The sequence below is a fragment of the Luteimonas saliphila genome (assembly GCF_016774335.1).
Lineage (GTDB): Bacteria > Pseudomonadota > Gammaproteobacteria > Xanthomonadales > Xanthomonadaceae > Luteimonas > Luteimonas saliphila.
Window position 1 is genome coordinate 136,680 of record NZ_JAETWA010000037.1, and the last position, 22,609, is coordinate 159,288.

General features: G+C 70.0%; 23 protein-coding genes. 13 read left to right on the forward strand and 10 right to left on the reverse strand.

The annotated features are described in order from the left end of the window. The first annotated feature begins 25 nt into the window (after positions 1–25). The 4 genes from JMO03_RS10930 to JMO03_RS10945 all read left to right on the forward strand — a co-directional run bounded on the left by JMO03_RS10930 (position 26) and on the right by JMO03_RS10945 (position 4,952). A complete protein-coding gene (locus tag JMO03_RS10930; protein ID WP_202843261.1) occupies positions 26–886 on the forward strand; it encodes a tryptophan 2,3-dioxygenase in 861 nt (286 codons plus the stop codon). Between the two features lie 18 nt (positions 887–904). Beyond that, positions 905–1,558: an energy-coupling factor ABC transporter permease gene (locus JMO03_RS10935; protein ID WP_202843263.1), complete on the forward strand. Its 654-nt coding sequence runs from the start codon at positions 905–907 to the stop codon at positions 1,556–1,558. A gap of 83 nt (positions 1,559–1,641) precedes the next feature. Further along, positions 1,642–3,246, forward strand: a complete 1,605-nt coding sequence (locus tag JMO03_RS10940) for an AbgT family transporter (protein WP_202843265.1) — start codon at positions 1,642–1,644, stop codon at positions 3,244–3,246. 131 nt (positions 3,247–3,377) lie between these two features. Next, a complete protein-coding gene (locus tag JMO03_RS10945; RefSeq protein WP_202843267.1) occupies positions 3,378–4,952 on the forward strand; it encodes an oligopeptide:H+ symporter in 1,575 nt (524 codons plus the stop codon). A gap of 82 nt (positions 4,953–5,034) precedes the next feature. Here the strand turns inward: JMO03_RS10945 and JMO03_RS10950 are convergent, their stop codons facing one another. Next, positions 5,035–5,514 (reverse strand): MarR family winged helix-turn-helix transcriptional regulator, encoded by a 480-nt coding sequence (locus JMO03_RS10950; RefSeq protein WP_202843269.1) that lies wholly within the window; start codon positions 5,512–5,514, stop codon positions 5,035–5,037. Positions 5,515–5,605: 91 nt separating this feature from the next. Between JMO03_RS10950 and hppD the strand changes: the two genes are divergently transcribed. The 4 genes from hppD to JMO03_RS10970 all read left to right on the forward strand — a co-directional run bounded on the left by hppD (position 5,606) and on the right by JMO03_RS10970 (position 10,155). Beyond that, on the forward strand, positions 5,606–6,718 hold the full coding sequence (gene hppD / locus JMO03_RS10955; protein ID WP_202843271.1) for a 4-hydroxyphenylpyruvate dioxygenase: 1,113 nt from the start codon (positions 5,606–5,608) through the stop codon (positions 6,716–6,718). A gap of 166 nt (positions 6,719–6,884) precedes the next feature. Continuing rightward, positions 6,885–8,180 carry a homogentisate 1,2-dioxygenase gene (hmgA, locus tag JMO03_RS10960; protein ID WP_202843272.1) on the forward strand — a complete coding sequence of 432 codons (1,296 nt, stop codon included), beginning with the start codon at positions 6,885–6,887 and terminating at the stop codon, positions 8,178–8,180. A 257-nt stretch (positions 8,181–8,437) separates the two neighbouring features. Continuing rightward, positions 8,438–9,100 (forward strand): hypothetical protein, encoded by a 663-nt coding sequence (locus JMO03_RS10965; RefSeq protein WP_202843274.1) that lies wholly within the window; start codon positions 8,438–8,440, stop codon positions 9,098–9,100. Between the two features lie 110 nt (positions 9,101–9,210). Continuing rightward, entirely contained in the window at positions 9,211–10,155 is a 945-nt protein-coding gene (locus JMO03_RS10970) for a sodium:calcium antiporter (protein ID WP_202843275.1), read from the forward strand. Between the two features lie 114 nt (positions 10,156–10,269). Here JMO03_RS10970 and JMO03_RS10975 read toward each other — a convergent pair whose 3' ends face one another. Genes JMO03_RS10975 through JMO03_RS11000 form a run of 6 tightly spaced genes read right to left on the reverse strand, consistent with a single transcriptional unit; the run spans position 10,270 to position 16,155 of the window. Next, positions 10,270–10,680: a Na+/H+ antiporter subunit G gene (locus JMO03_RS10975; protein WP_202843276.1), complete on the reverse strand. Its 411-nt coding sequence runs from the start codon at positions 10,678–10,680 to the stop codon at positions 10,270–10,272. After that, positions 10,677–10,952, reverse strand: coding sequence for a K+/H+ antiporter subunit F (locus JMO03_RS10980; protein ID WP_202843277.1), 276 nt, complete (start codon positions 10,950–10,952; stop codon positions 10,677–10,679). Before JMO03_RS10980 ends, JMO03_RS10975 begins: the two co-directional genes overlap by 4 nt. Further along, positions 10,949–11,437, reverse strand: coding sequence for a Na+/H+ antiporter subunit E (locus JMO03_RS10985; protein WP_202843279.1), 489 nt, complete (start codon positions 11,435–11,437; stop codon positions 10,949–10,951). The genes JMO03_RS10980 and JMO03_RS10985 overlap by 4 nt, the downstream gene beginning before the upstream one ends. Before the next feature lie 13 nt (positions 11,438–11,450). Then, positions 11,451–13,001, reverse strand: a complete 1,551-nt coding sequence (locus JMO03_RS10990) for a monovalent cation/H+ antiporter subunit D (protein WP_202843354.1) — start codon at positions 12,999–13,001, stop codon at positions 11,451–11,453. Further along, positions 13,001–13,375 carry a Na+/H+ antiporter subunit C gene (locus tag JMO03_RS10995; RefSeq protein WP_202843280.1) on the reverse strand — a complete coding sequence of 125 codons (375 nt, stop codon included), beginning with the start codon at positions 13,373–13,375 and terminating at the stop codon, positions 13,001–13,003. Before JMO03_RS10995 ends, JMO03_RS10990 begins: the two co-directional genes overlap by 1 nt. Next, a complete protein-coding gene (locus tag JMO03_RS11000) occupies positions 13,375–16,155 on the reverse strand; it encodes a monovalent cation/H+ antiporter subunit A (RefSeq protein ID WP_202843281.1) in 2,781 nt (926 codons plus the stop codon). The genes JMO03_RS10995 and JMO03_RS11000 overlap by 1 nt, the downstream gene beginning before the upstream one ends. Before the next feature lie 103 nt (positions 16,156–16,258). Here JMO03_RS11000 and JMO03_RS11005 point away from each other — a divergent pair, with 103 nt between their 5' ends. Beyond that, a complete protein-coding gene (locus JMO03_RS11005) occupies positions 16,259–17,176 on the forward strand; it encodes an NAD-dependent epimerase/dehydratase family protein (protein WP_238346076.1) in 918 nt (305 codons plus the stop codon). On the opposite strand, the gene JMO03_RS11010 is transcribed toward JMO03_RS11005, so the two are convergent. The 3 genes from JMO03_RS11010 to JMO03_RS11020 form a co-directional block, all read right to left on the reverse strand. After that, the gene (locus tag JMO03_RS11010) at positions 17,160–18,071 is read right to left on the reverse strand and encodes an EamA family transporter (RefSeq protein WP_202843282.1); all 912 of its coding nucleotides are present in this window, start codon (positions 18,069–18,071) and stop codon (positions 17,160–17,162) included. The two genes, JMO03_RS11005 and JMO03_RS11010, sit on opposite strands and share 17 nt — an antisense overlap. A gap of 4 nt (positions 18,072–18,075) precedes the next feature. Continuing rightward, positions 18,076–18,576, reverse strand: coding sequence for an Mpo1 family 2-hydroxy fatty acid dioxygenase (locus tag JMO03_RS11015; protein ID WP_202843283.1), 501 nt, complete (start codon positions 18,574–18,576; stop codon positions 18,076–18,078). Positions 18,577–18,697: 121 nt separating this feature from the next. Further along, positions 18,698–19,594, reverse strand: a complete 897-nt coding sequence (locus JMO03_RS11020) for a phosphoribosylaminoimidazolesuccinocarboxamide synthase (RefSeq protein ID WP_202843285.1) — start codon at positions 19,592–19,594, stop codon at positions 18,698–18,700. Positions 19,595–19,684: 90 nt separating this feature from the next. Between JMO03_RS11020 and JMO03_RS11025 the strand changes: the two genes are divergently transcribed. The 4 genes from JMO03_RS11025 (at position 19,685) to yegS (ending at position 22,488) form a co-directional block, all read left to right on the forward strand. Next, positions 19,685–20,011: a J domain-containing protein gene (locus JMO03_RS11025; protein ID WP_202843286.1), complete on the forward strand. Its 327-nt coding sequence runs from the start codon at positions 19,685–19,687 to the stop codon at positions 20,009–20,011. Between the two features lie 114 nt (positions 20,012–20,125). After that, positions 20,126–20,800 carry a ribulose-phosphate 3-epimerase gene (gene rpe / locus JMO03_RS11030; RefSeq protein WP_202843287.1) on the forward strand — a complete coding sequence of 225 codons (675 nt, stop codon included), beginning with the start codon at positions 20,126–20,128 and terminating at the stop codon, positions 20,798–20,800. Continuing rightward, positions 20,797–21,270: a ribonuclease E activity regulator RraA gene (rraA, locus tag JMO03_RS11035; protein WP_202843288.1), complete on the forward strand. Its 474-nt coding sequence runs from the start codon at positions 20,797–20,799 to the stop codon at positions 21,268–21,270. Before rpe ends, rraA begins: the two co-directional genes overlap by 4 nt. 273 nt (positions 21,271–21,543) lie before the next feature. Beyond that, on the forward strand, positions 21,544–22,488 hold the full coding sequence (yegS, locus tag JMO03_RS11040; RefSeq protein ID WP_202843289.1) for a lipid kinase YegS: 945 nt from the start codon (positions 21,544–21,546) through the stop codon (positions 22,486–22,488). The last annotated feature ends 121 nt before the right edge of the window (positions 22,489–22,609 follow it).

Consider the following 22,609-nt stretch of genomic DNA (forward strand, 5'->3'; position numbering starts at 1 on the left):
GGCGGCCATGCGTTACCCTCGCGCGATGGCCATCGACAAGAACGAACGTCCGCTCGAGGAGGGCATCCACACCGACCTCGACGGCAGGATCACCTACGGCGGGTACCTCGGGCTGGAGCAGTTGCTGTCCGCGCAGCGGCCGCTGTCCGACCCGCCGCACCACGACGAGATGCTGTTCATCGTCCAGCACCAGGTCTCCGAGCTTTGGCTCAAGCTGATCATCCACGAGCTGGGCGCGGCGATCGGCTTCCTGCGCCGCGACCAGGTCTGGCAGTGCCAGAAGGTGCTGGCGCGGTGCAAGCAGGTGCTGCGCCAGCTGACCGAGCAGTGGTCGGTGCTGGAGACGCTCACGCCGTCGGAATACATGGAGTTCCGCGACGTGCTGGGACCGTCGTCGGGCTTCCAGTCGCTGCAGTACCGCACCGTCGAGTTCCTGATCGGCAACAAGAACGCGGCGATGCTCAAGGTGTTCGCGCACGACCCGGCCGGGCAGGCGACGCTGCGCGAGGCGCTGGAGGCGCCGGCCCTGTACGACGAGTTCCTGATGTACCTCGCGCGCTGGGACCATGCGATCCCCGGGCACCACCTGCAGCGCGACTGGACCCGCCCGCACGTGCGCGACGAGGCGCTGCTGCCGGTGTTCGAGGCGATCTACGAGGATACCGGCCGCTACTGGCGCGAGTACGCGCTGTGCGAGGATCTGGTGGACCTGGAGACCCAGTTCCAGCTGTGGCGCTTCCGCCACATGCGCACGGTGATGCGCATCATCGGCTTCAGGCGCGGCACCGGCGGTTCTTCGGGGGTCGGTTTCCTGAAGCAGGCGCTTGAATTGACCTTCTTCCCCGAGCTGTTCGACGTGCGCACGCAGATCGGACCCGGGCGCTAGCCCGCACGCGCCGCTTCCATGGAGTCCGCGGTCCCCGGGGTCTTCGGATGGCTGGCTTGGCTGCTGGCGGCGACCGTGCTCACCCGGGCCTGGCCCGCGCTGCGCGCGCACGTTCGCGACGCGGACGCGGACGCGCGCCGGGTGCTGGTCGTCGCCGCGCTGGCGCTGGCGGCGATGCGCTGGTTCAACACCGCGCCGCTGCAGGGGGTGATGCTGCACTTCCTCGGCGCCAGCATCGCGACGCTGATGTTCGGCGCCGGCGTGGCGTGCTGGGTCATGGCGCTGGTGAGCCTCGCCGGGGTGCTGCTGGGCGCGTCCTGGCACGGCTGGGCGGCTGATTTCCTCGTCGCTGGCGCGCTGCCGGTCGCGGTCACCGCGCTGGTGTCGTGGGCGGCGCGCAACGGGGTGCCGCGCAACATCTTCACCTACGTGATGCTCAACGCGTTCGGCGGCGCGGCGCTGGCGATGGCCGCGTCGATGCTCGCCAAGGCGGCGGTGGCGGCCCGGGTGGGCGACCGCGCGGCCTCGGCCTATCTCGCCGCGACGCCGCTACTGGCGTTCGCCGAGGCCTTCTTCGCCGGTACGGTGATGGTGCTGGTGGTGGTCTACCGGCCGCACTGGTGCCGCAGCTTCGACGATCGCGACTACCTGTGGCCGCAGCGACGCCTGTAGCGGCCGGGCGCGTGCGGGCGTCGTGTCCCGGGAAATTGCACTAGGATGCGTCCGTTACCAGCCGGACGGGGGACCTACACCGCATGAACCAGCCAGGATCGGAGCGCGCCGCGGCGCCGCGCGGCTTCGTCACCCGCTTTCTCGATGCCGTCGAACGCGTGGGCAACCGCCTGCCGGACCCTGCGGTGCTGTTCCTGCTGCTGATGCTGGCGGTCTGGGTGGTGTCCGCGCTGCTGTCGGGCGTCGAATTCCGCGAGATCGATCCGCGCTCGATCAGTCCCGACAATCCCGGCGGCGTGCCCCTCCAGGTGGTCAACCTGCTCTCGGGCACCAGCCTGACCGGCTTCATGGCGCAGATGGTGCAGACCTTCGTCAATTTCCCGCCGCTGGGCGTGGTGCTGGTGGCGATGCTCGGGCTCGGCGTCGCCGAGCACACCGGTTTCATCAGCGCCGGCCTGCGGGCGATCCTGTCGGTGACGCCGAAGATGCTGCTGACGCCGATGCTGGTCGCGGTGGGTATCCTCAGCCATGTCGCGGTCGACGCCGGCTACGTGCTGGTGATTCCGCTCGGCGCGGTGATCTTCTACGCCGCCGGGCGGCATCCGCTGGCGGGCATCGCGGCGGCGTTCGCGGGCGTGTCCGGCGGATTCAGCGCGACCATGTTCGTGCCCTCCAGCCTCGATCCCCTGCTTGCCGGCCTGACCCAGGCGTCGGCGCACCTGATCGACCCGGCCGTCCAAGTCAATCCGCTCAACAACTACGTCTTCACCACCGCCTCGTCGTTCCTGGTGATCGCGATCGCGTGGTTCCTCACCGACCGGGTGATCGAGCCGCGGTTGCGCGGCACCGCCGTCGATGGCGATCCGGCGGACATGCCCGTGCTCGATCCGCTCGAGCCACGGGAGCGCCGTGGCCTGACCCTGGCGGGGGTGGCGATGGTCGCAACGCTCGCGCTGTTCGTGGCCACGCTGCTGATCCCGGGCACGCCCTGGGCCGCGCCCGCCGACCAGGTGCCCGCGGCCACGCATCCGCTGCTGGCGCCGGTGGCGCCGCTGATGCGCTCGATCGTGGCCCTGATCTTCATTTTCTTCCTGGTGCCCGGCGTGGTCTACGGCTACGTCTCGGGCAGCGTGAAAACCCACCGCGACGTCATCGCCGGGATGAGCAAGGCGATGAGCGGCATGGGCTACTACATCGTCATGGCGTTCTTCTGCGCGCAGTTCATCTACGCCTTCGGCCAGAGCAACCTCGGCGCGCTGTTGGCGATCAAGGGCGCCAACGCGTTGCAGGCGATGGGCCTGCACACCAGCATCACCCTGATCGGGCTGGTGCTGCTGTCGGGCTTCGTCAACCTGCTGATCGGCTCGGCCTCGGCGAAGTGGGCGCTGATCGGGGCGATCATGGTGCCGATGATGATGCAACTGGGGATCTCGCCCGACCTCACCCAGGCCGCCTACCGCGTGGGCGATTCGAGCACCAACATCATCACCCCGCTGCTGCCGTACTTCCCGCTGATCGTGGTGTTTTGTCGCAAGTACGTGAAGGACAGCGGGGTCGGCACCCTGCTGGCGCTGATGCTGCCGTTCTCGGTCACCCTGCTGGTGGCCTGGACCGCGTTCCTGCTCGGCTTCTGGGCGCTGGACATCCCGCTGGGCACCGGCGCGCACCACGCCTATCCGGCAGGCTGAACGGCCCGTCCCCGGCGGCCGCAGGGGCGGGCCGGGCGCGGCGCCACTTTCCTTCGGCGCCGTCCGCGGCTAAGTTGCAGGGGAAACGACCGCCTCGATGGCGGTCGTCCCTTGTGGAGGAGCCGTCGCCCGTGTCCAGCAATCCGTACGCCGAAGAAGAGCGCAAGACCATCCTCGGGCATCCCCGGGGCCTGTTCGTCCTGTTCTTCGCCGAGATGTGGGAGCGGTTCTCCTACTACGGCATGCGTGCGCTGCTGATCTTCTACCTCGTCCAGCACTGGATGTTCTCGGACGAACAGGCCTCGGTGATCTACGGCGCCTACACCGCGCTGGTCTACATCGCGCCGGTGGTCGGCGGCTACCTGGCCGACCGCTACCTCGGCCAGCGCAAGGCGGTGGCGTTCGGCGCGGTGCTGCTGACCTTCGGCCACTTCCTGATGGCGTTCGAGGGAGACGGCGGCCAGAGCGCGGCGGAGATCAACGTCTTCTGGCTGGCGCTGGCCTTCATCATCGTCGGCTCCGGCTTCCTCAAGGCCAACATCTCGGTGATGGTCGGGCAGCTGTACCCGCGCACCGACATCCGCCGCGATCCGGCGTACACGATCTTCTACATGGGCATCAACCTCGGTGCCGCGCTGGGGTCGCTGATCGCCGGGTACCTCGGCCAGACCTACGGCTGGGCCTGGGGCTTCGGCGCCGCCGGCGTGGGCATGCTGCTGGGCCTGGTGGTGTTCGTGCTCGGCAAGCCGCTGCTGATGGGGCGCGGCGAGGCGCCGGACGCGGCCCGGCTGGCGAAGCCGGTGGTCGGGGTGCGGTTCGAATGGCTGCTGTATGCGCTCGGCTTCGCCGCGGTCGGCCTGGTCTGGTTCATGATCCAGCACCAGAAACTGGTCGGCAGCCTGCTGGGCGTGGCGGGCGCGATCCTGGTGGGCTACGTGCTCTTCATCGCGGTCTTCAAGCTGCCGAAGGAAGACCGCGACCGCATCATCGCGGCCTTGTACCTGATCATCGGCTCGATTCTGTTCTGGGCGCTGTTCGAACAGGCGGGCGCCTCGCTGAACCTGTTCACCGACCGCTCCGTCGACCGCCACATCTTCGGCTGGGAGGTCCCGGCCTCGATGTTCCAGTCGCTCAACGCGATCTACATCGTGCTGCTCGGCCCGGTGTTCGCGTGGCTGTGGCTGACGCTCGGGCGACGCGGCATGGAGCCGTCCACGCCCACCAAGTTCGCGCTCGCCGTGGTCCAGGTCGGGCTGGGCTTCCTGGTGCTGGTGGCCGGCGCCAAGGCCGGCGGCAGCGTCACCCCCGTCATCTTCATCTTCCTGATCTACCTGATCCACACCATGGGCGAGTTGTGCCTGTCGCCGGTCGGGCTGTCGGCGATGAACCGATTGACGCCGGCGCACATGGCGAGCCTGATCATGGGCGCCTGGTTCTTCGCGTCGGCCACCGGCAACTTCGCCGCAGGCCTGATTTCCGCGGCGACGGGCGGCGAGGGCGCCGGTCCCGAGCGCGTACTGGAGGTCTACAGCAATGTCGGCTGGCTGGCGGTCGGCGTCGGGGCCGGCATGCTGGTCGTCGCGCCGCTGATCCGCAGGCTCATGCACCTCGACACCCTGCGCGACGACGGCGATCTGGCCGGGCAGGGCGAACTCGGCGAGCCGATCGCGGCGGGCGTCGACGTGCGCAAGGAAACGCGCTCCTGATCCCGGTTGGCGCCGGTGCGGAAAAAGGCGGCCACCAGGCCGCCTTTTTCGTTGCGAAGCGCCGCGGCTGCCGGGTCCGCGCTCAGATGTGCCGCAGCATCCCGTCCATGCCTTCGCCGGCGAGCTTGTCGATCAGCCGCGACAGCAGCTCGCGCTCCTCTTCCGACAGCGGCTCGAGCAGGCGCCGTTCGCAGGCCAGGGTCATCGGCGCGACTTCGTCGTACACCGAGTAGCCGGCCTCGGACAGGGTCAGCACCGAGCGGCGGCGATCGTCGCCGTGGATGTCGCGCTTGAGCAGTTCCCGCTCCAGCAGGCGCGCCACCGCGCGGCTGACCGCGACCTTGTCCATGGCGGTGCGCTCGGTCACCTCGCGCGCCGACAGGCCGGGGTAGCGGCCCAGCACCGCCATCACCCGCCATTCGGTGATCGCCAGGCCGAATCGACGATGGTATTCGCTGGAAATGGCATTGCTGACACGGTTGGACAGGACGCTCAGCCGATAGGGCACGAAGCGTTCGAGGTCGAGGATCGCATGTTCCTGTGAGACAGCTGGGTCGGACATGATGCGCTGCACCTTGCTGTTGGTTTCTCGTGAAACTATAGAATAGGCAACTCGACGCAGGCCGCGTCGCCTTCCCCGCGAGGAGTATCACATGACAGCGCAGTCACAGGCCGCGAACGGCCAGCCCGGCATGCCGGTGGCCACGTTCGAGAATCCGATGGGCATCGACGGCTTCGAATTCGTCGAATACGCGGCGCCCCCGGGCGAGGCCGGCCATCTCCACGACTACTTCAAGCGCCTGGGCTTCGTGCAGGTCGCGCGGCACCGCACGCGTCCGATCAGCACCTACCGCCAGGGCGACTGCACCTTCCTGATCAACGAGGATCCCGACTCGTTCGCGGCGCGCTTCGCGGCCGAGCACGGCTCCAGCGCCTGCGGCTTCGCGATCCGCTTCAGCAAGCTCGCCGAATGGGTACGCGTGCAGGCGCTGAAGAATGGCGCCGAATCCTTCGACGCGAACGACGAACTGACCAAGGCGGTGGCCGCCCCGGTGATCAAGGGCATCGGCGGCTGCATGCTGTACCTGGTCGACCGCTACGACGACAAGGGCACGATCCACGATCCCGACTACGAGATCCTGCCCGGCGCCGAGCTGATGCCGAAGGGCTTCGGCCTGACCTTCATCGACCACCTCACGCACAACCTCTACCAGGGGAACATGGCGAAGTGGTCGGACTACTACGAGCGCCTGTTCAACTTCCGCGAGATCCGCTACTTCGACATCAAGGGCGCCAAGACCGGCCTGCTGTCCAAGGCGATGACCGCACCAGACGGCATGGTGCGCATCCCGCTCAACGAGTCGAGCGATCCGAAGAGCCAGATCAACGAGTACCTCGACACCTACCACGGCGAGGGCATCCAGCACATCGCCTGCTTCACCGACGACATCTACGACACCGTGGAGAAGATGCGCGCGCAGGGCGTGGAGTTCCTCGATACCCCGGACACGTATTTCGAGGTGATCGACCAGCGCATCCCCAACCATGGCGAGGACCTCGAACGCCTGGCCAGGAACAAGATCCTGATCGATGCCGACGTCGAGACAAGGCAGCGCAAGCTGCTGCAGATCTTCACCACCAACGCGTTGGGGCCGATCTTCTTCGAGATCATCCAGCGCAAGGGCAACGAGGGCTTCGGAGAAGGCAATTTCCAGGCGCTGTTCGAGAGCATCGAGCGCGACCAGATGAAGCGCGGCGTGCTGTAGGCTTTCCCGTCCCCTCTCCACTTGCAGGGCTTGTCGACCTGGCCGACACCACCGTAGGAGCGGCTTCAGCCGCGAACCCGACGTTCGACGGTTCCCGCCAGGCTGTCGCGCCCGAAAGCGCTCCTGCGGCGGAACCCGGGCGGAACAACCACCAGCGAGAAGCGTCATGACCACCAATGGCTACATGTCCGGCTTCGGCAACGAGTTCGCGACCGAGGCGATCCCCGGCACCCTCCCGGTCGGGCGCAATTCGCCGCAGAAGGTGGCGCACGGCCTCTACGCGGAGCAGCTGACCGGCACCGCGTTCACCGCCCCGCGCGGCGAGAACCGCCGCAGCTGGCTGTACCGGATCCGCCCGGCGGCGATGCACGGCCGCTTCGAGTCGTTCGCGCAGCCGCGCCTGCACGACCGCTTCGGCGAGGCGCCCGTATCGCCCGACCAGATGCGCTGGAACCCGCTGCCGCTGCCCGAGGCGCCGACCGATTTCGTCGAAGGCCTCTACACCGTCGCCGGCAACGGCGGCAGCGACGCGCACGCCGGCGTCGGCATCCACCTGTACGCGGCCAACACCTCGATGCGCGGGCGCTACTTCTACAGCGCCGACGGCGAGCTGCTGATCGTGCCGCAGCAGGGGCGCCTGCGCGTGGCCACCGAGCTGGGCGTGCTGGATGTCGAACCGCAGGAAATCGTGGTGGTGCCGCGCGGCGTGCGTTTCCGCGTGGAACTGCCCGATGGCGCCTCGCGCGGCTACGTCTGCGAGAACTTCGGCGCGCTGCTGCGCCTGCCCGGCCTGGGGCCGATCGGGTCCAACGGCCTCGCCAATCCGCGCGACTTCCTCTCGCCGGTCGCCGCCTGGGAAGACCTCGAGGGTGGATTCGAACTGATCGCGAAGTTCGGCGGCCACCTGTGGCATGCGCCGATCGATCATTCGCCGCTGGACGTGGTGGCCTGGCACGGCAACTACGCGCCCTACAAGTACGACCTGCGGCGCTTCAACACCATCGGTTCGATCAGCTTCGACCATCCCGACCCGAGCATCTTCCTGGTGCTGACTTCGCCCACCGACACCCCGGGCGTGGGCAACCTCGACTTCGCGATCTTCCCGCCGCGCTGGCTGGTGCAGCAGGACACGTTCCGCCCGCCGTGGTTCCACCGCAACGTCGCCAGCGAGTTCATGGGCCTGGTGCACGGCGCCTACGACGCCAAGGCCGAGGGCTTCGCGCCCGGCGGCTGTTCGCTGCACAACTGCATGAGCGGGCACGGGCCGGACGCGGCCACGTTCGACAAGGCCTCCAGTGCCGACCTGTCGAAACCCGACGTCATCACCGACACCATGGCCTTCATGTTCGAGACCCGCGGGGTGATCAAGCCGACCCGGCAGGCGGTCGACGCCGCGCACCGCCAGCGCGACTACCAGGCCTGCTGGGCGGGCCTGCGCAGGCAGTTCGCGCCGCCGCGCTGAGCCGCGACCCGGGCTGGCGGCCGGGCATCGGGCCAGGCCGATTCTCCGGAGCGGGAGCGCGAGGGACGGTGGGCGTGGCGTGATTCGCGCGCGGCGCCGGTGTCGAGACCCGAAGCCGCTGGGCCCCGTCGCCCGGTCGCGATCGCGATGCGGATGCGGCGCGGCCTTCGCCGGATCCCATGGCATGCGCCCGTCTTCACGATGCTCACGCGGGCCATGGCAGGCTGCGATCGCCAGCAACCCACCGGAGCCCGAGCATGCGCCTGCAGACCCCGTTCGTCCTCGCCGTCCTTGCCGCATTGTGTGCCTGCACCGCGCAGCGCGACGAGCCCGAACCGTCGATGCCCGACGGCGATGCCGGGATGCCGGCATCGCAGGCGCCGCTCGACCAGCCGGAACGGGACGTGCCGCCGGCGACCGCGAGCGAGCAGGCGCTGGGCTCGCTGCGCGTCGGTGCGCCGGCCGAGGGCACGATCAGCTTCGCCGGTTTCGGGCCGGCGGCGTTCGGCGCGAGCGCCGAAGCCGTGCGCCAGGCCTGGGGTGGCGACCTCGGCGACGAACGGCCCGCCGAGCCCGGTGGCTGCCACTACCTGATCCCGCAGCCGCTCGGCAGCGAGGGCTACCGCACCGCCTTCATGATCGAGGGCGACCGCTTCGTGCGGATCGACGTGCGCGATGCATTGGTGACCGCGCCGGGCGGCGCGAAGGTCGGGATGAGCGGAGACGAAGTGCGCGCCCTGTACGAGGGTCGGGTCGAAGAACAGCCGCACAAGTACGACCCCGAGGGCAAGGTGCTGCGCGTGACCGACGCCGGGGGTGGCGAGGCGGCGCTGGTGCTGGAGCTGGATGCCGCGGGCCGCGTCGACGCATGGCGGATCGGCGTGCCGCCGCAGGTGGACTATGTCGAGGGCTGCTCCTGACGCCCGGCGTCCACGCGAGCGTCGATCCAGCGCTCCGGCCCCTGCGGCCATTGGCGCTCCCCGGACCTGAACCCTAGAATCGCGGACTGGCCGGTGGAAGGGATGTCGCGATGAGCGCTGCACTGTTCTACTTCGCCGCGGGAATCGTGCTGCTGGCGCTCGGCGGCGATTCGCTGGTCAAGTCCGCGGCGGGGCTCGCCCGCAAGCTCGGCATTTCGCCGTTCACGACCGGCCTGGTGCTGGTCGCGTTCGCGACCTCGTTGCCGGAACTCGCGGTCAACCTGCGCGCGTTCTGGATCGGGGACCCGGCACTCGCGCTCGGCAATGCGGTGGGCAGCAACATCGCCAACTTCGGCCTCACCCTGGGCGCGGCGGCGCTGTTCGCGCCGCTGCTGATCCGCTGGAAGGCGCTGCCGTCGCTGATCGTGTGCCTGGTGGTGGCGACGCTCGCGACGATCCTGCTGGGGCAGGACGGCCGCCTCACCCGCCTGGACGGATTCGTGCTGCTGGCCTCGTTCGTCGCCGTGCTCGGCTTCGCCTGGGCGTTCGGGCGGCGACAGCCGGAACTGCGCAGCGAGTTCGCGGGCTTCGCCGAGACACGCACCGCGCCGGGGCTCAACCTGGTGCGTCTGGCCATCGCCGCCGCGCTACTGTTCTTCGGCGCCAAGTGGACGGTGTACGGCGGCGCGGCGCTGGGCCAGGCGCTGGGCATGGAATCGCTGCTGAGCGGCCTGCTGCTGGTTGCGATCGGCACCGCGCTGCCGGAAATGGCGGCGGCGATCGCCGCGGCGCGACGCGGGCAGGGCGACATCGTCGCCGGGCACGTCGTCGGCTCGAGCCTGGTCAACCTGCTGCTGGTGGTCGGCGGCATGGCGGTGCTGCGCGAGGTGCCGGTGCCGGCCTCGTTCGTGCGCTTCGAACTGCCCGCCGCGCTGGTATTCGCCGCGCTGCTGCTGCCGATGCTGCGCGGCGAGCTGCGCATCAGCCGGGCGGAGGGCGCGGTGCTGCTGCTGGCCTTCCTGGCCTGGGTCGGGTTCGAACTGCTGATGATGTGAGCCGCCGCGCGTGGCCCGCGCCGGGCCCGGGAGGCCTGTCGGCACGCGGACCCGCGGCCCGGGACCGGCACCCGCCGCACGGCGGGCGGGGCAGGGAGCGCCCCGGTCCGGGCGTCAGTGCCCGCCGCCTGCGTCCCCGCGCTCGCGTGCCTGCTGCTCGGCGCGTTCGTCGGCGTCGTCGCGGATGTGGCCCTCCGGCTCCACCGGGGCGGCGGGGTCCTCGGGACGCGTGTCCATCAGCGACAGCGCCGCGCGCGACATCATGTGCGCGGCGACCGGCGCGGTCAGGAACAGGAACACCGTGATCAGCAGTTCGCGCGGGTGCAGGCCCGCGCCGTGCACCGAGTGATACGCGATCGAGGCCAGGAGGATGCAGCCCACGCCGAGGGTGCTGGCCTTGGTCGGCCCGTGGATGCGGTGGAAGAAACGGGTCAGCTTGACCAGCGCGAAGCTGCCCAGGAACACGAAGAAGCAGCCCACCGCGAGCAGGGCCAGGGTCAGCAGGTCGACCAGCCAGGTGATCATTCGACGATGTCCCTGCGCACCACGTACTTGCTCAGCACCACGGTGCCGAAGAAGCCGAGCATGGCGATGATCAGTGCGACCTCGAAGTAGATCTCGCTGTCGAGGTACATGCCGAACAGCACCAGCAGCGCGATCGTGGTCACGTACAGCGTGTCGAGGGCGAGGATCCGGTCCGGTGCCGTGGGTCCGCGCACCAGCCGCCACAGCGACAGCAGCATGGCGATGCCGACCACGATCAGGCCGAGGGCGATGGCGATATCGATGTCGATCATGGGAACACCTTGAGCATCGGCGCCTCGTAGCGGCGCTTGATGTTGTCGATCATCGTCTGCGGGTCGTCGACGTCGAGGCAATGCACCAGCAGGTGGCGGCGGTCCTCGGACAGTTCCGAACTCAGCGTCCCCGGCGTCAGCGTGATGATGCTGGCCAGCGCCGAGATGCCGTGGATATTGGTCAGGTCCAGCGGCACCCAGACGAAGCGCGAGCGCAGCCGCCGCTCGGGGCCCAGCACCTGGCGCGCGACGGCGATGTTGGCGAGCACGATGTCGCCGAGCAAACGGAACGCCAGCGGGACCAGGATCCACACGTTGCCCAGGCGCGCGAACTCGCGTTCCAGCTTCGCCGCGATGTGCGGCATCAGCCAGGCCAGCAGCGCGGCCATCAGCAGCGTGCCCGGCGCGTAGTCCTCGGCCATCAGCACCCAGAAGGCGAAGACGGTCAGGCTCTGCGGGATCGAGGGGAACAGGCGTCGTCTCATGGCAGACCTCGCATCACGGTTGCCGCGCGGCGGGGGTCGCCGCGCGTACCTCGCGGATGTAGTCGCCCGGCGACAGCAGTTGGTGGGCGGCCGCGTCGGTGTAGCGCAGGATCGGCGCGGCGAACACGGTCATCGCGACACCGTAGGAAAGCAGCAGGATCGTGGCGGCGATCTCGCGCTTGCCCACCGGGGTCCTCGCCGACCGTGGCGCTGCGGTCGGCGGCACCGGTTCGTTCTCCGGAACCGCGGCGGTACGCCAGAACAGCCGGGTGCCGGTGCGGCTCAGCCCGATCAGCGCCAGCAGACTGCCCACCAGCACCGCGGCGTAGACCACGGCGGTGTCCTCGCCCGGCACCGCGGCCAGCAGCAGGAACTTGCCGATGAAGCCCGACAGCGGCGGCAGCCCCGCCAACGACACGGCCGCGACCATGTACAGCAACCCGGTCAGGCGCGGCATCGGCGGCGCAGGCTGCAGCAGCCGGTCGCCGACCTCGCCGCGCTCGCGCTGCACGATGTGCGCGATCATGAACATCGCCGCGCCGGCGAAGCAGCTGTGCGGCAGGTAGTACAGCCCTGCCGCGATCGCGTCCGGCCGCGCCAGTGCGAACGCGACGAACAGCGTGCCCGCCGAGAGCAGCACCAGGTAAGAGGCCGAGATGCGCAGCCGCAGTGCGCCGACCACGCCCAGGCCGCCGAGCAGCAGGGTCACCACGCCGAACGCGAGCAGGGTGCCGCGTCCTAAACCGGCCAGCGCGTCGGCCTCGTCGCCCAGCATCAGCGTGCTCACCCGCAGCAGCGCGTACAGGCCGACCTTGGTCATGATCGTGAACAGCGCCGCCACCGCCGCCGGCGCGCGTGCGTAGGTTTCCGGCAGCCACAGGTACATCGGCAGCAGCGCGGCCTTGGCGCAGAACACCACCAGCAGCAAGCCGAACGCGGCACGCACCAGCGCCGCGTCCTCGGCGGCCACCCCGCGGATGCGCACCGCCAGCTCGGCCATGTTCAGGCTGCCGAGCAGGCCGTAGATCAGCGCCAGCGCGATCAGGAACAGGGTCGAGGCGACGATGTTGAACACCACGTAGTGCATGCCCGCCTTCATCCGCTCGCCACGCCCGCCCGAGAGCAGCAGTCCGTACGAGGAGATCAGCAGCACCTCGAAGAACACGAACAAGTTGAACACGTCGCCGGTCAGGAACGCGCCGTTGAGCCCGGCGAGCTGGATCAGGAACAGCGCGTGGAAATGCAGCGCGCGCTTGTCCCATCCGGCGCAGGCGTAGAGCAGGCAGGGGATCGCGAGCAGGCTGGTGGTCAGGACCATCAGCGCGCCGAGGCGGTCGAGCATGAGCACGATGCCCAGCCGCGCCGGCCAGTCGCCAAGCAGGTAGACCTCGATGCCTCCCGAGGACGCGCGCGCGAACAGCGCGATCGAGGCCGCCAGCAGCAGCGCCAGGCCGATCCACGCGCCCGTGCGCAGCACCAGGCTGCTGTGCCGGCGCTCGAGCAGCAGCAGGATCGCCCCGCACAGCAGCGGCACCAGCACCGGCGCGAGCACGAGGTGCTGGATCATGCCGGCGGCGTCCGGTCGTCGCCGGCTGCCGCGCCCGGCTCGTGTCCGTCGACATGGTCGCTGTGCAGGTCGGCGTGGTTGCGCATCGCCACCACCACCACCACCGCGGTCATCGCGAACGCGATCACGATCGCGGTCAGCACCAGTGCCTGCGGCAGCGGGTCGGCGTAGTACGCGGCGGTCGTCTCGACCCCGTGGCGCAGCACCGGCGGCTTGCCCACCACCAGCCGCCCGGACGAGAAGATCAGCAGATTGGTGGCGTAGGAGAGCAGGGTCAGGCCGAGGATCACGTCGAACGTGCGCGCGCGCAGCAGCAGGTAGACGCCCGCCGCCACCAGTACTCCGATCCCGCTGGCGATCGCGAATTCCATCAGCCCTGGCCCTCCGCCTGCAGCTGGCGTCGACGCACCGTGCCCATCGTCGACAGCATCAGCAATGCGCCAGCGAACACCACCACGTACACGCCGGTGTCGAATACCAGCGCGCTGGCCAGCGGCAGGTGGCCGATCAGCGGCAGCTCGAGGTCGACATGGCCGCTGGCCAGGAACGGCAACCCGAACGCGAGCGAGCCCAGGCCGCCGATACAGGCGATGAGCAGCCCCAGGCCGAGGCCGCGCAGGTAGTCGAAGCCGAAGCTGGCCTCGACCGCGCGCGCGCCCTGTACCACGTACTTGATCAGCACCGGCACCGCGATCGCCAGGCCGGCGATGAAGCCGCCGCCGGGCGCGTTGTGGCCGCGCAGGAACAGGTAGATCGAGACCGTCAGCGCCAGCGGGAACAGCAACTGGGTCAGGTCGGCGGGGATCGGCAACTGCACCGGCGGGCCGGGCATCACCTCGTCGGGACGCAGCCGCGCCCAGCGCAGCAGCGCATGCACCACCAGCGCCGCCACCGCGAACACCGTGATCTCGCCGAAGGTGTCGAAGCCGCGGAAATCGACCAGGATCACGTTGACCACGTTCGCGCCGTAGGCCTCCGGCAGCGAGCGCGCCAGCATCTCGCCGGAGATGGTCTGCTGCGGCGACAGCATCATCGCGTAGGCCAGGCCGCCGACGCCGAGGCCCGCGACGACCGAAAGGACCGCGTCGCGCCAGCGGCGCAGCGGCGTGCGCGCCTGCCTGGACTGCTTGGGCAGGTAGTTCAGCGCCATCATCATCATCGCGATCGTGACCATCTCGACCATCAGCTGGGTCAGCGCGAGGTCGGGCGCGGACAGCAGCGCGAAGGCCAGGCTGACCAGCAGGCCGACCGCGCCGATCACGATCAGCGCGGTCAGGCGCCGCCCGTGCACCGCCACCGTGCCGAGCGTGGAAGCGACCAGGATCGCCCACAGGATCCAGCCCAGCCACGGCATCGACTGCGACGCTCCGAGTCCGGGCAGCGGCGCCGCCGACGTGCCGATGAACGGCGCCGCGCCCACCAGCAGGGTGACCACGATCATCCAGAACAGGCTGCGGCGGATGCCGCCTTCGGCGACACGCGCGGTGAACCTGCCGGCGGCGGTGAACAGCGCCTCGATATTGACCTGGAACAGGTGCCGGCCCCAGGTGCGCAGGATCGCGTCGTGCAGCGCGTACAGCCGGCGCAGCGCGAAATAGAAGACGAAACCGCCGAGCACCCCGGCGATGCTCATCGCCAGCGGCAGGTTCCAGCCATGCCAGATCGCCAGCGAGAACGCGGGGGCGGCATCGCCGAGCGTGCCCATCACGGCAGTCCTGAGCACCGGCTCCACGGTCAGTGCCGGCAGCATGCCCACCGCCAGGCACAGCACCACCAGCACCGCCACCGGGATCCGCATCCACACCGGCGGCTCGTGCGGTTCCACCGGCAAGGCGCGCGGGCCGCGACCGAAGAAGGCGTCGTGCACGAAGCGCAGGCTGTAGGCCACGCCGAACACGCCGTAGAGCAGCGCGGCGATGCTGATCGCCAGGCGGAAGCCGCGGTCTTCGCCGGCGTCGAGCGCCTCGGCGAAGAACATCTCCTTCGACAGGAAGCCGTTGAGCAGCGGGATCCCCGCCATCGCCAGCGACGCCACGATGGCCAGCGCGGCCGTGTAGGGCATGTAGCGGCGCAGGTTGCCGAGCCGTCGCAGGTCGCGGGTCCCGCATTCGTGGTCCAGGATGCCGGCGGCCATGAACAGCGAAGCCTTGAACGTGGCGTGGTTGAGGATGTGGAACACGCCGGCGACCACGGCCATCGGCGTCGACAGGCCGAACAGCAGCGTGATCAGCCCCAGGTGCGAGATCGTCGAATACGCCAGCAGGCCCTTCAGGTCGTGCTGGAAGATCGCGTACCAGGCGCCCACCAGCAGGGTGATCGCGCCGACCGTGGTGACCACGTAGAAGAACAGGTCGGTCCCGGCCAGCGCCGGATGCAGCCGCGCCAGCAGGAACACGCCGGCCTTCACCATCGTCGCCGAATGCAGGTAGGCCGACACCGGCGTCGGCGCCGCCATCGCCTGCGGCAGCCAGAAGTGCAGCGGGAACTGCGCGCTCTTGGTGAACACGCCGGCCAGCACCAGGGCCAGGATCGCCGGATACTCGCCGCTGGCGCGGATCGCATCGCCCGATGCGAGCACCACGTCGAGTTCGTAGCTGCCGACCACGCGCCCGATCAGCAGCACGCCGCCGAGCAGCGCCAGGCCGCCCAGGCCGGTGATCGTCAGCGCCATGCGCGCGCCCTGGCGCGCGTCCTGGCGCCCGCTCCAGAACCCGATCAGCAGGAACGAGCTGATGCTGGTCAGTTCCCAGAACACCACCAGCAGCAGCAGGTTGCCGGCCAGCACCATGCCCAGCATCGCGCCCATGAACAGCAGCAGGTAGCCGAAGAAGCGCGGCGAACTGTCGGCTTCCGACAGGTAGTAGCGCGCGTACATCACGATCAGCACGCCGATGCCGAGCACCAGGCCGGCGAACATCCAGGCCAGCCCGTCCAGCCGCAGCGACAGCGCCAGACCCGCCTGCGGGATCCACGGCAGACTCCAGGCCGGGATCGCACCGTCCATCACCGCCGGCGTGAACCACGCCAGCACGCCCAGGCCGAGCAGCGGCGCGGCGGCCGCCAGCCAGGCGATGGTCCGTCGCGAGGCGTTGCGGGCCAGGGCGATGGCCAGCACCGCCACGAAGGGCAGGGCCAGAAGCAGGATCAGCATCGGGAGTCCGGTGTGGGCGGACCGGCACGCCGCGCATGCGCCGGGCCGGCACCCGAGTTTAACCGACGACTGCGCAAGCGGGTCTGCACAGTATCCTGTGGCGATGACCGAAGCTCCGGCGCAAGCGCCGCATTCGCCGATGGCCGCGCCGGGCGCCGGGCGCACGGCGCTTGTGTTCGGCGGCAGCGGCCAGATCGGACGACCGCTGCTGGCGCGGCTGGCCGACGCCGGCTGGCGCGTGCTGGCGGTGTCGCGCCAGTCGCAGGACGCGCGCGGCGGCGTGCGCTGGTTGCGCGGCGAGCTCGCCGGTTGCCGGAACCTGCCGGCGGACGTCGATGCGGTCCTGAGCTGCGGGCCGCTGGATGCGTTCGCCGCATGGTTCGCGCGTGGCGACGTCGCCTGCGCGCGCGTGGTCGCGTTCGGTTCGACCAGCCTCGAGGTCAAGCAGGCCTCCGCCGACGCTGCCGAGCGCGACGTCGCGCGGCGCCTGCGCGAGGCCGAAGCGCAATTGTTCGCCGCCGCCGCGCCACGCGGCATCGGCGCCAGCGTGCTGCGGCCGACCCTGGTCTACGGCGCCGGCCGCGATGCCACGCTCACCCGGATCGCGCTGCTCGCGCAGCGCCTGCGCGGCTTCGCGCTGCCGGACGATGCCACCGGCCTGCGCCAGCCGGTGCACGTCGACGATCTGGCCGATGCGGCGATGGCCTGCCTCGATGCCCCAGACGCGCACGCGAAGGCCTATGCCCTGCCGGGCGGCGAGACGCTGGCGTACCGCGAGATGGTGCGACGGGTGCTGGCGACGCTGCCACGGAGACCGCGGCTGGTCGTGTTGCCGTCGGCCCTGTTCCGCGCGCTGCTGGCTCCGGCCCGCCTCGCCGGCATCGCCGCCGGCTTCAACGATGCCGCGCTCGCGCGAATGCGCGAGGACCTGGTGTTCGATGCCGCACCGGCGCGACGCGATTTCGGCTACGCGCCGCGCCCGTTCGCGCCGGACGCGGCGATGTTCACACCTCCGGCGTGACCTCGGCCACCGGCGGCCGCTTCTTCTGCAGCGTGCGGATCGCGATCACCAGCACCCCGCCCAGCACCATCGCCCCGCCGATCCACAGCGCCGGGCCCGGGCGATCGCCCCAGAATGCGATCCCCAGCAGCACCGCGAACACCGGCGTCATCAGCAGGTAGGGCGTCACCTGCGCCACCGGATGCCGCTGCACGAGCTTGAAGAACAACCCGTGCCCGAGCAGCGAGGCGAACACCGCCGCATACACCGCGCCGCCCCAGCCGATCCAGCTCGCCTCGCGCAGCGCCGCGAATCCGCCCGGCTCGACCACCGCGCTGATCGCCAGCAGCGGCAGCACGCTCAGCGCCGCGGTCCAGCCCTGCTGGTCGATCATGCCCACCCCGGTCATGCGCCGCATCAGCACCGTGCCGATCGCCACCATCAGCGAGGAGCCGAGCATCACGAACAGCGCCAGCGGGCGGTCGAGCACCATCGGGTCGAAGCCCAGCACCATCACCCCGGCGAAGCTCAGGCCGATGCCGAGCGCGGTCCGCCAGGCGAAGCGCTCGCCCAGCCACCACCAGGCCAGCAGCACCGCCATCGGCACGTAGGTCTGGGTCACGATCGCAGGCGAGGACAGGTTGCCGGCGAGCTTGAGCGCCAGGAAGCTGGTGCCGAAGTGCAGCACCCCGGTGAACATGGCGATCCCGCCCAGGCGCCACCACTGCGAACGCGGCGGCGGGCGCATGAAGGCGACGAGCAGCGCCAGCACGATCGCCATGCGCAGCGCACTGAACAGGAATGGCGGGATTTCCTGCAGCGCGTGCGCGGAGGTCAGGAAGTTGAACGCCCAGCACAGGCAGATCACCAGCGCGAGCGCGAGGTCGCGCCCGCGCAGCCCGGCGGCGGCCGTCACCGGCTCACCAGCGCCAGCCGAGCTTCCGGTACAGCTTCGACAGCACCCAGGCCGGGCCGATGAGCAGGTAGCGCAGGTCGGTGAAGAAGCTCGGCTTCTTGCCTTCGAACAGCTTGCTGTGGCCCACGAACTGCGCGATCCACGCCACCACGAACACGCCGATGGCCAGCCACAGCAGGAAGCGCGCGCCCTGCAGGCGTTCGATCCAGAACGTCAGCCACAGCATCGCCACGAACACCGCGAGCATGCCCAGGCCGATCCGTCGCGAGTTGCGGAAATAGAACATCCATGCCGCGAAGCAGGCCAGCCCCGACCACAGCCCGGAACGGAAGCCGCTCTCGGGCGGCACCGGGACGCACCACAGCAGCGCGATCACGCTCCACAGGATCAGCGGGACCGCGAACACGTGGATCCACTGGTTGGCGTCGTTGCGGTGGTCGGCCGAATAGCTGGCGAACCAGCGGTCGATGGGGCGCTCGGTGGTCGAATCGACGGAGGCACTCATGGCATTCCTCCCAAACCATGCAGGATTCCGCAGGATACCGGCAAACCCCTGGGCCCGTCGGGCGCGATGTGGTCCGCCGGTCCGTTCCGCTGCGCCCACCCCTTCCATCGACACAGGTGGCTCAATCGATCGAAATCCCCGCCAGCTTCTGCAGCGCTTCCGCATACCGCGCACGCGTGCGTTCGATGACTTCCGCGGGCAGCCGCGGACCGGGCGGGGTCTTGTCCCAGTCCAGCGTTTCCAGGTAATCGCGCACGATCTGCTTGTCGTAGCTCGGCGGGCTGCTGCCGACCTCGTACTCGTCGGCCGGCCAGTAGCGCGAGGAATCGGGCGTGAGCATCTCGTCCATCACCACCAGGCGGCCGTCCTCGTCGGTGCCGAACTCGAACTTGGTATCGGCCAGCAGGATCCCGCGTTCGGCGGCGTAGGCCGCGGCGTGCTTGTACAGGCGCAGGGTGGCGTCGCGCACCTGTTCGGCCAGGTCGGCGCCGGCGAGCTTGACCGCGGTGTCGAAGTCGATGTTCTCGTCGTGGTTGCCGACCGCGGCCTTGGTGGACGGGGTGAAGATCGGCTCGGGCAACTGCTCGGCCTGGCGCAGCCCGCCGGGCAGGGCGATGCCGCTGACCCGGCCGGTGCGCTGGTAGTCCTTCCAGCCGCTGCCGATGATGTAGCCGCGCGCGATCGCCTCGATCGGCACCGGTCGCAGTTTCTTGGCCACCACCGCGCGCCGCGCGTACAGCGCCGGGTCGACGCCGGCGGGCAGGACGCTCGCCACGTCGATGCCGGTCAGGTGGTTGGGCAACAGCGCCGCGGTCCGGTCGAACCAGAAATTGCTGATCTGGCACAGCATCTCGCCCTTGCCGGGGATCGGGTCGGGCAGGACCACGTCGAATGCGCTCAGGCGGTCGGTGGCGACGATGAGCAGCTTGTCGTTGCCGAGGTCGAACACGTCGCGGACCTTGCCGCGATGGCGCAGGGTCAGGCCGGGCAGTTCGGAGGACAGCAGCGTGGTCGCCAAGGAGGTGGGCCTTCGGGCGGGCCGGCAAGTGTAGTGCCATTTCGCCGCGGCGATGAACGGCCGGGCGTGCGGGCCGGCTACACTGTCGGCATGAACCGCTGGTACGGAAAACTGCTGGGTTTCATCGCCGGCTGGCTGCTGCTGCGCCACCCCGCGGGCGGGCTGATCGGGCTGCTGATCGGCCATGCCTTCGACGCCGGCTGGATCGCGCCGGGCAAGGCGAAGCCCTACCGGGTGCTGGGGGTGACCAGCGACGCCAGCGACGCCGAGATCGACCAGGCCTACCGGCGGCTGATGTCGCAGTACCACCCGGACAAGGTCGCCGGCGCCGCGCCCGAACTGCGCGCCAGGGCCGAGGACAAGGCGCGCGAGATCAACGCCGCCTACGACCGCATCCGGGAGTTGCGGCAGCGCTGAACGGGCTGCTTCGGCCGGCCGTACGGCGCAGGTTGCCGCCGGCGCAGGGCCGCGGGGATCAGAATGTGAATGGCGGATGCCCCCGCCGCCGCGACGAACCAGGAGACATCTCGCATGCAGCCCGCCGTCATCGCCCCCTCGATCCTCTCCGCGGACTTCGCGAAACTCGGCGAGGAGGTCGACCACGTGCTCGCCGCCGGCGCCGACTGGGTGCACTTCGACGTGATGGACAACCACTACGTCCCCAACCTGACCATCGGCCCGATGGTCTGCGAGGCGCTGCGCAGGCACGGCGTGACCGCGCCGATCGACGTGCACCTGATGGTCGAGCCGGTCGACCGCCTGGTGCCGGACTTCGCGAAGGCCGGCGCCAGCGTGGTCAGCTTCCATCCCGAGGCCTCGCGCCACGTGCACCGCACGATCCAGCTGATCAGGGGCGAAGGCTGCCAGGCGGGCCTGGTGCTCAACCCGGCCACGCCGCTGGAAGTACTCGACTACGTGCTGGAGGACCTCGACCTGGTGCTGCTGATGTCGGTCAACCCCGGCTTCGGCGGCCAGGCCTTCATCCCCTCGACGCTGGACAAGCTGCGCCGGGTGCGCGAGCGCATCGACGCGAGCGGCAAGCCGATCCGGCTCGAGATCGACGGCGGGGTCAAGCCCGACAACATCGGCGCGATCGCCGCCGCCGGCGCCGACACCTTCGTCGCCGGCAGCGCGATCTTCGGCGAGCCCGACTACGCCACGGTCATCGCGCGCATGCGCGACGAGATCGGGCGCGCCGCGCGATGAACACCTGCGACCTGTGCGACCGGTTCGCCGACCGCGTGCGCGTTCTCGACCTGCCGCTGCGCGACTACGGCGGGCGGATCGCCTTCTCGGGCCTGGTGAGCACGGTCAAGGCGCTGGAGGACAATTCGCTGGTGCGCGAGGCGGTTGCCGAGCCGGGCGAAGGCCGGGTGCTGGTGATCGACGGCGGCGGCTCCCCGCGCCGCGCGATGCTCGGCGACATGCTCGCCGGACAGGCGGCGGCCAATGGCTGGAGCGGCATGCTGGTGCATGGCGCGATCCGCGACCGCGTTGCCATCGCCGCGCTGGGCCTCGGCGTCAAGGCGCTCGGCACGTGTCCGATGAAGACCGACAAGCGCGGCCAGGGCCTGCGCGACGTACCGGTGGAGGTCGGCGGGCTGCTGATCGCGCCCGGCCAGTGGCTGGCCGCGGACGGGGACGGCGTGGTGCTGGCGGACGTGCCGCTGGCCTGAAGGCCGGGCGAGCGATGTCAGTGCCGTGCTTGCCTGGCGACGGACCCGCCTTGTCGCGGCGGATCCGTCGCCGGAAGACATGGGGGCAATCCAGCCCCCGCCCGTCGTCCCTGCTATGGCCTTCCATGCTGCGCGGCTTCGGTGACGCGACCATGACAACGGCAGTCGTATTCAGCGCCGGTTGGACTCGTCCATCGCGTGTGCAATGCGCGTGAAGCACGCCGTTCCGGCGCGTGTTACACCGGCGTCCACCCAGCACGCTTCCCACACACCATGTCCGCATCGCACTGGCGCCTGATCATCAACGGCAAGTCCGCGGGCGACGACGACCTGCGCGAGGCGGTGCATGCGATGCGCGGGCGTGGCATCCAGGTCGACGTGCGTGTGACCTGGGAGGATGGCGATGCCGAGCGCTACGTGGTCGAGGCGATCGGCGCCGGCGCCGGTGCGATCGTCGCGGCCGGTGGCGACGGCACCCTGAGCGAAGTCGCCGCCACGCTCGCCGGGCGCGACGAGCCAGCCGCAACATTGCCCACCCTGGGACTGGTGCCGATGGGCACCGCCAACGATTTCGCCAGCGCCGCAGGCCTGCCCGTCGAGCCGCTGCCTGCCCTAGAACTGGTCGCGGCGCAGCCCGCGCACGCGATCGACCTGCTGCGCCTGGAAGCCAACGGCAAGCTCCGATGGGCCGCCAACCTCGCCAGCGGCGGCTTCGGCACCCAGGTCACGGTGGAGACGCCGGAAGGCATGAAGAAGCTGCTCGGCGGACTGGCCTACCTGCTGACCGGCCTGGCGAAGCTGGGCCGGATCGAGCCGGTGGAAGCGCGCCTGCGCGGGCCGGGGTTCGCGTGGCGGGGCGGTTTCATCGCGCTCGGCATCGGCAACGGCCGCCAGGCCGGCGGCGGCCAGGCGTTGTGCCCGGATGCGCGGGTCGACGACGGCCTGCTCGACGTCACCGTGATCCCGGAACTCGAGGGCGAGGTCGCCGCCACGCTCGGCGCCGTGGTCAGCGAAGGCAAGGTGGCCGCGCTCGACCGCGTGGCCACGCGCGTCCAGCTGCCCTGGATCGAAATCGAGGCCGCGACGCCGCTGGTGCTCAACCTCGACGGCGAGCCGGTGGAGTCCACCCGGTTCCGCATCGATTGCGTGCCCGGACGGGTGCGCATGCACCTGCCCACGGATTGTCCGTTGCTCGTGCAACCATCGCCCCTGTCGTAGGAGCGCCTTCAGGCGCGACACGCCCAGTGCGCCATCAACCCACCCGTATAGAGCGCCTTCAGGCGCGATACGCCCCACGCGCCTTGACCCAGGCCCGCAGGAGCGCCTTCAGGCGACACGC

Excerpts from the sequence above, each read along its gene's own strand:
- JMO03_RS10930 (WP_202843261.1), top strand. The coding sequence starts at position 26 with ATGGCCATCGACAAGAACGAACGTCCGCTCGAGGAGGGCATCCACACC.
- JMO03_RS10935 (WP_202843263.1), top strand. The coding sequence starts at position 905 with ATGGAGTCCGCGGTCCCCGGGGTCTTCGGATGGCTGGCTTGGCTGCTG.
- JMO03_RS10940 (WP_202843265.1), top strand. The coding sequence starts at position 1,642 with ATGAACCAGCCAGGATCGGAGCGCGCCGCGGCGCCGCGCGGCTTCGTC.
- JMO03_RS10950 (WP_202843269.1), bottom strand. The coding sequence starts at position 5,514 with ATGTCCGACCCAGCTGTCTCACAGGAACATGCGATCCTCGACCTCGAA.
- hppD (WP_202843271.1), top strand. The coding sequence starts at position 5,606 with ATGACAGCGCAGTCACAGGCCGCGAACGGCCAGCCCGGCATGCCGGTG.
- hmgA (WP_202843272.1), top strand. The coding sequence starts at position 6,885 with ATGACCACCAATGGCTACATGTCCGGCTTCGGCAACGAGTTCGCGACC.
- JMO03_RS10965 (WP_202843274.1), top strand. The coding sequence starts at position 8,438 with ATGCGCCTGCAGACCCCGTTCGTCCTCGCCGTCCTTGCCGCATTGTGT.
- JMO03_RS10970 (WP_202843275.1), top strand. The coding sequence starts at position 9,211 with ATGAGCGCTGCACTGTTCTACTTCGCCGCGGGAATCGTGCTGCTGGCG.
- JMO03_RS10975 (WP_202843276.1), bottom strand. The coding sequence starts at position 10,680 with ATGATCACCTGGCTGGTCGACCTGCTGACCCTGGCCCTGCTCGCGGTG.
- JMO03_RS10980 (WP_202843277.1), bottom strand. The coding sequence starts at position 10,952 with ATGATCGACATCGATATCGCCATCGCCCTCGGCCTGATCGTGGTCGGC.
- JMO03_RS10985 (WP_202843279.1), bottom strand. The coding sequence starts at position 11,437 with ATGAGACGACGCCTGTTCCCCTCGATCCCGCAGAGCCTGACCGTCTTC.
- JMO03_RS10995 (WP_202843280.1), bottom strand. The coding sequence starts at position 13,375 with ATGGAATTCGCGATCGCCAGCGGGATCGGAGTACTGGTGGCGGCGGGC.
- JMO03_RS11000 (WP_202843281.1), bottom strand. The coding sequence starts at position 16,155 with ATGCTGATCCTGCTTCTGGCCCTGCCCTTCGTGGCGGTGCTGGCCATC.
- JMO03_RS11005 (WP_238346076.1), top strand. The coding sequence starts at position 16,259 with ATGACCGAAGCTCCGGCGCAAGCGCCGCATTCGCCGATGGCCGCGCCG.
- JMO03_RS11015 (WP_202843283.1), bottom strand. The coding sequence starts at position 18,576 with ATGAGTGCCTCCGTCGATTCGACCACCGAGCGCCCCATCGACCGCTGG.
- JMO03_RS11025 (WP_202843286.1), top strand. The coding sequence starts at position 19,685 with ATGAACCGCTGGTACGGAAAACTGCTGGGTTTCATCGCCGGCTGGCTG.
- rpe (WP_202843287.1), top strand. The coding sequence starts at position 20,126 with ATGCAGCCCGCCGTCATCGCCCCCTCGATCCTCTCCGCGGACTTCGCG.
- rraA (WP_202843288.1), top strand. The coding sequence starts at position 20,797 with ATGAACACCTGCGACCTGTGCGACCGGTTCGCCGACCGCGTGCGCGTT.
- yegS (WP_202843289.1), top strand. The coding sequence starts at position 21,544 with ATGTCCGCATCGCACTGGCGCCTGATCATCAACGGCAAGTCCGCGGGC.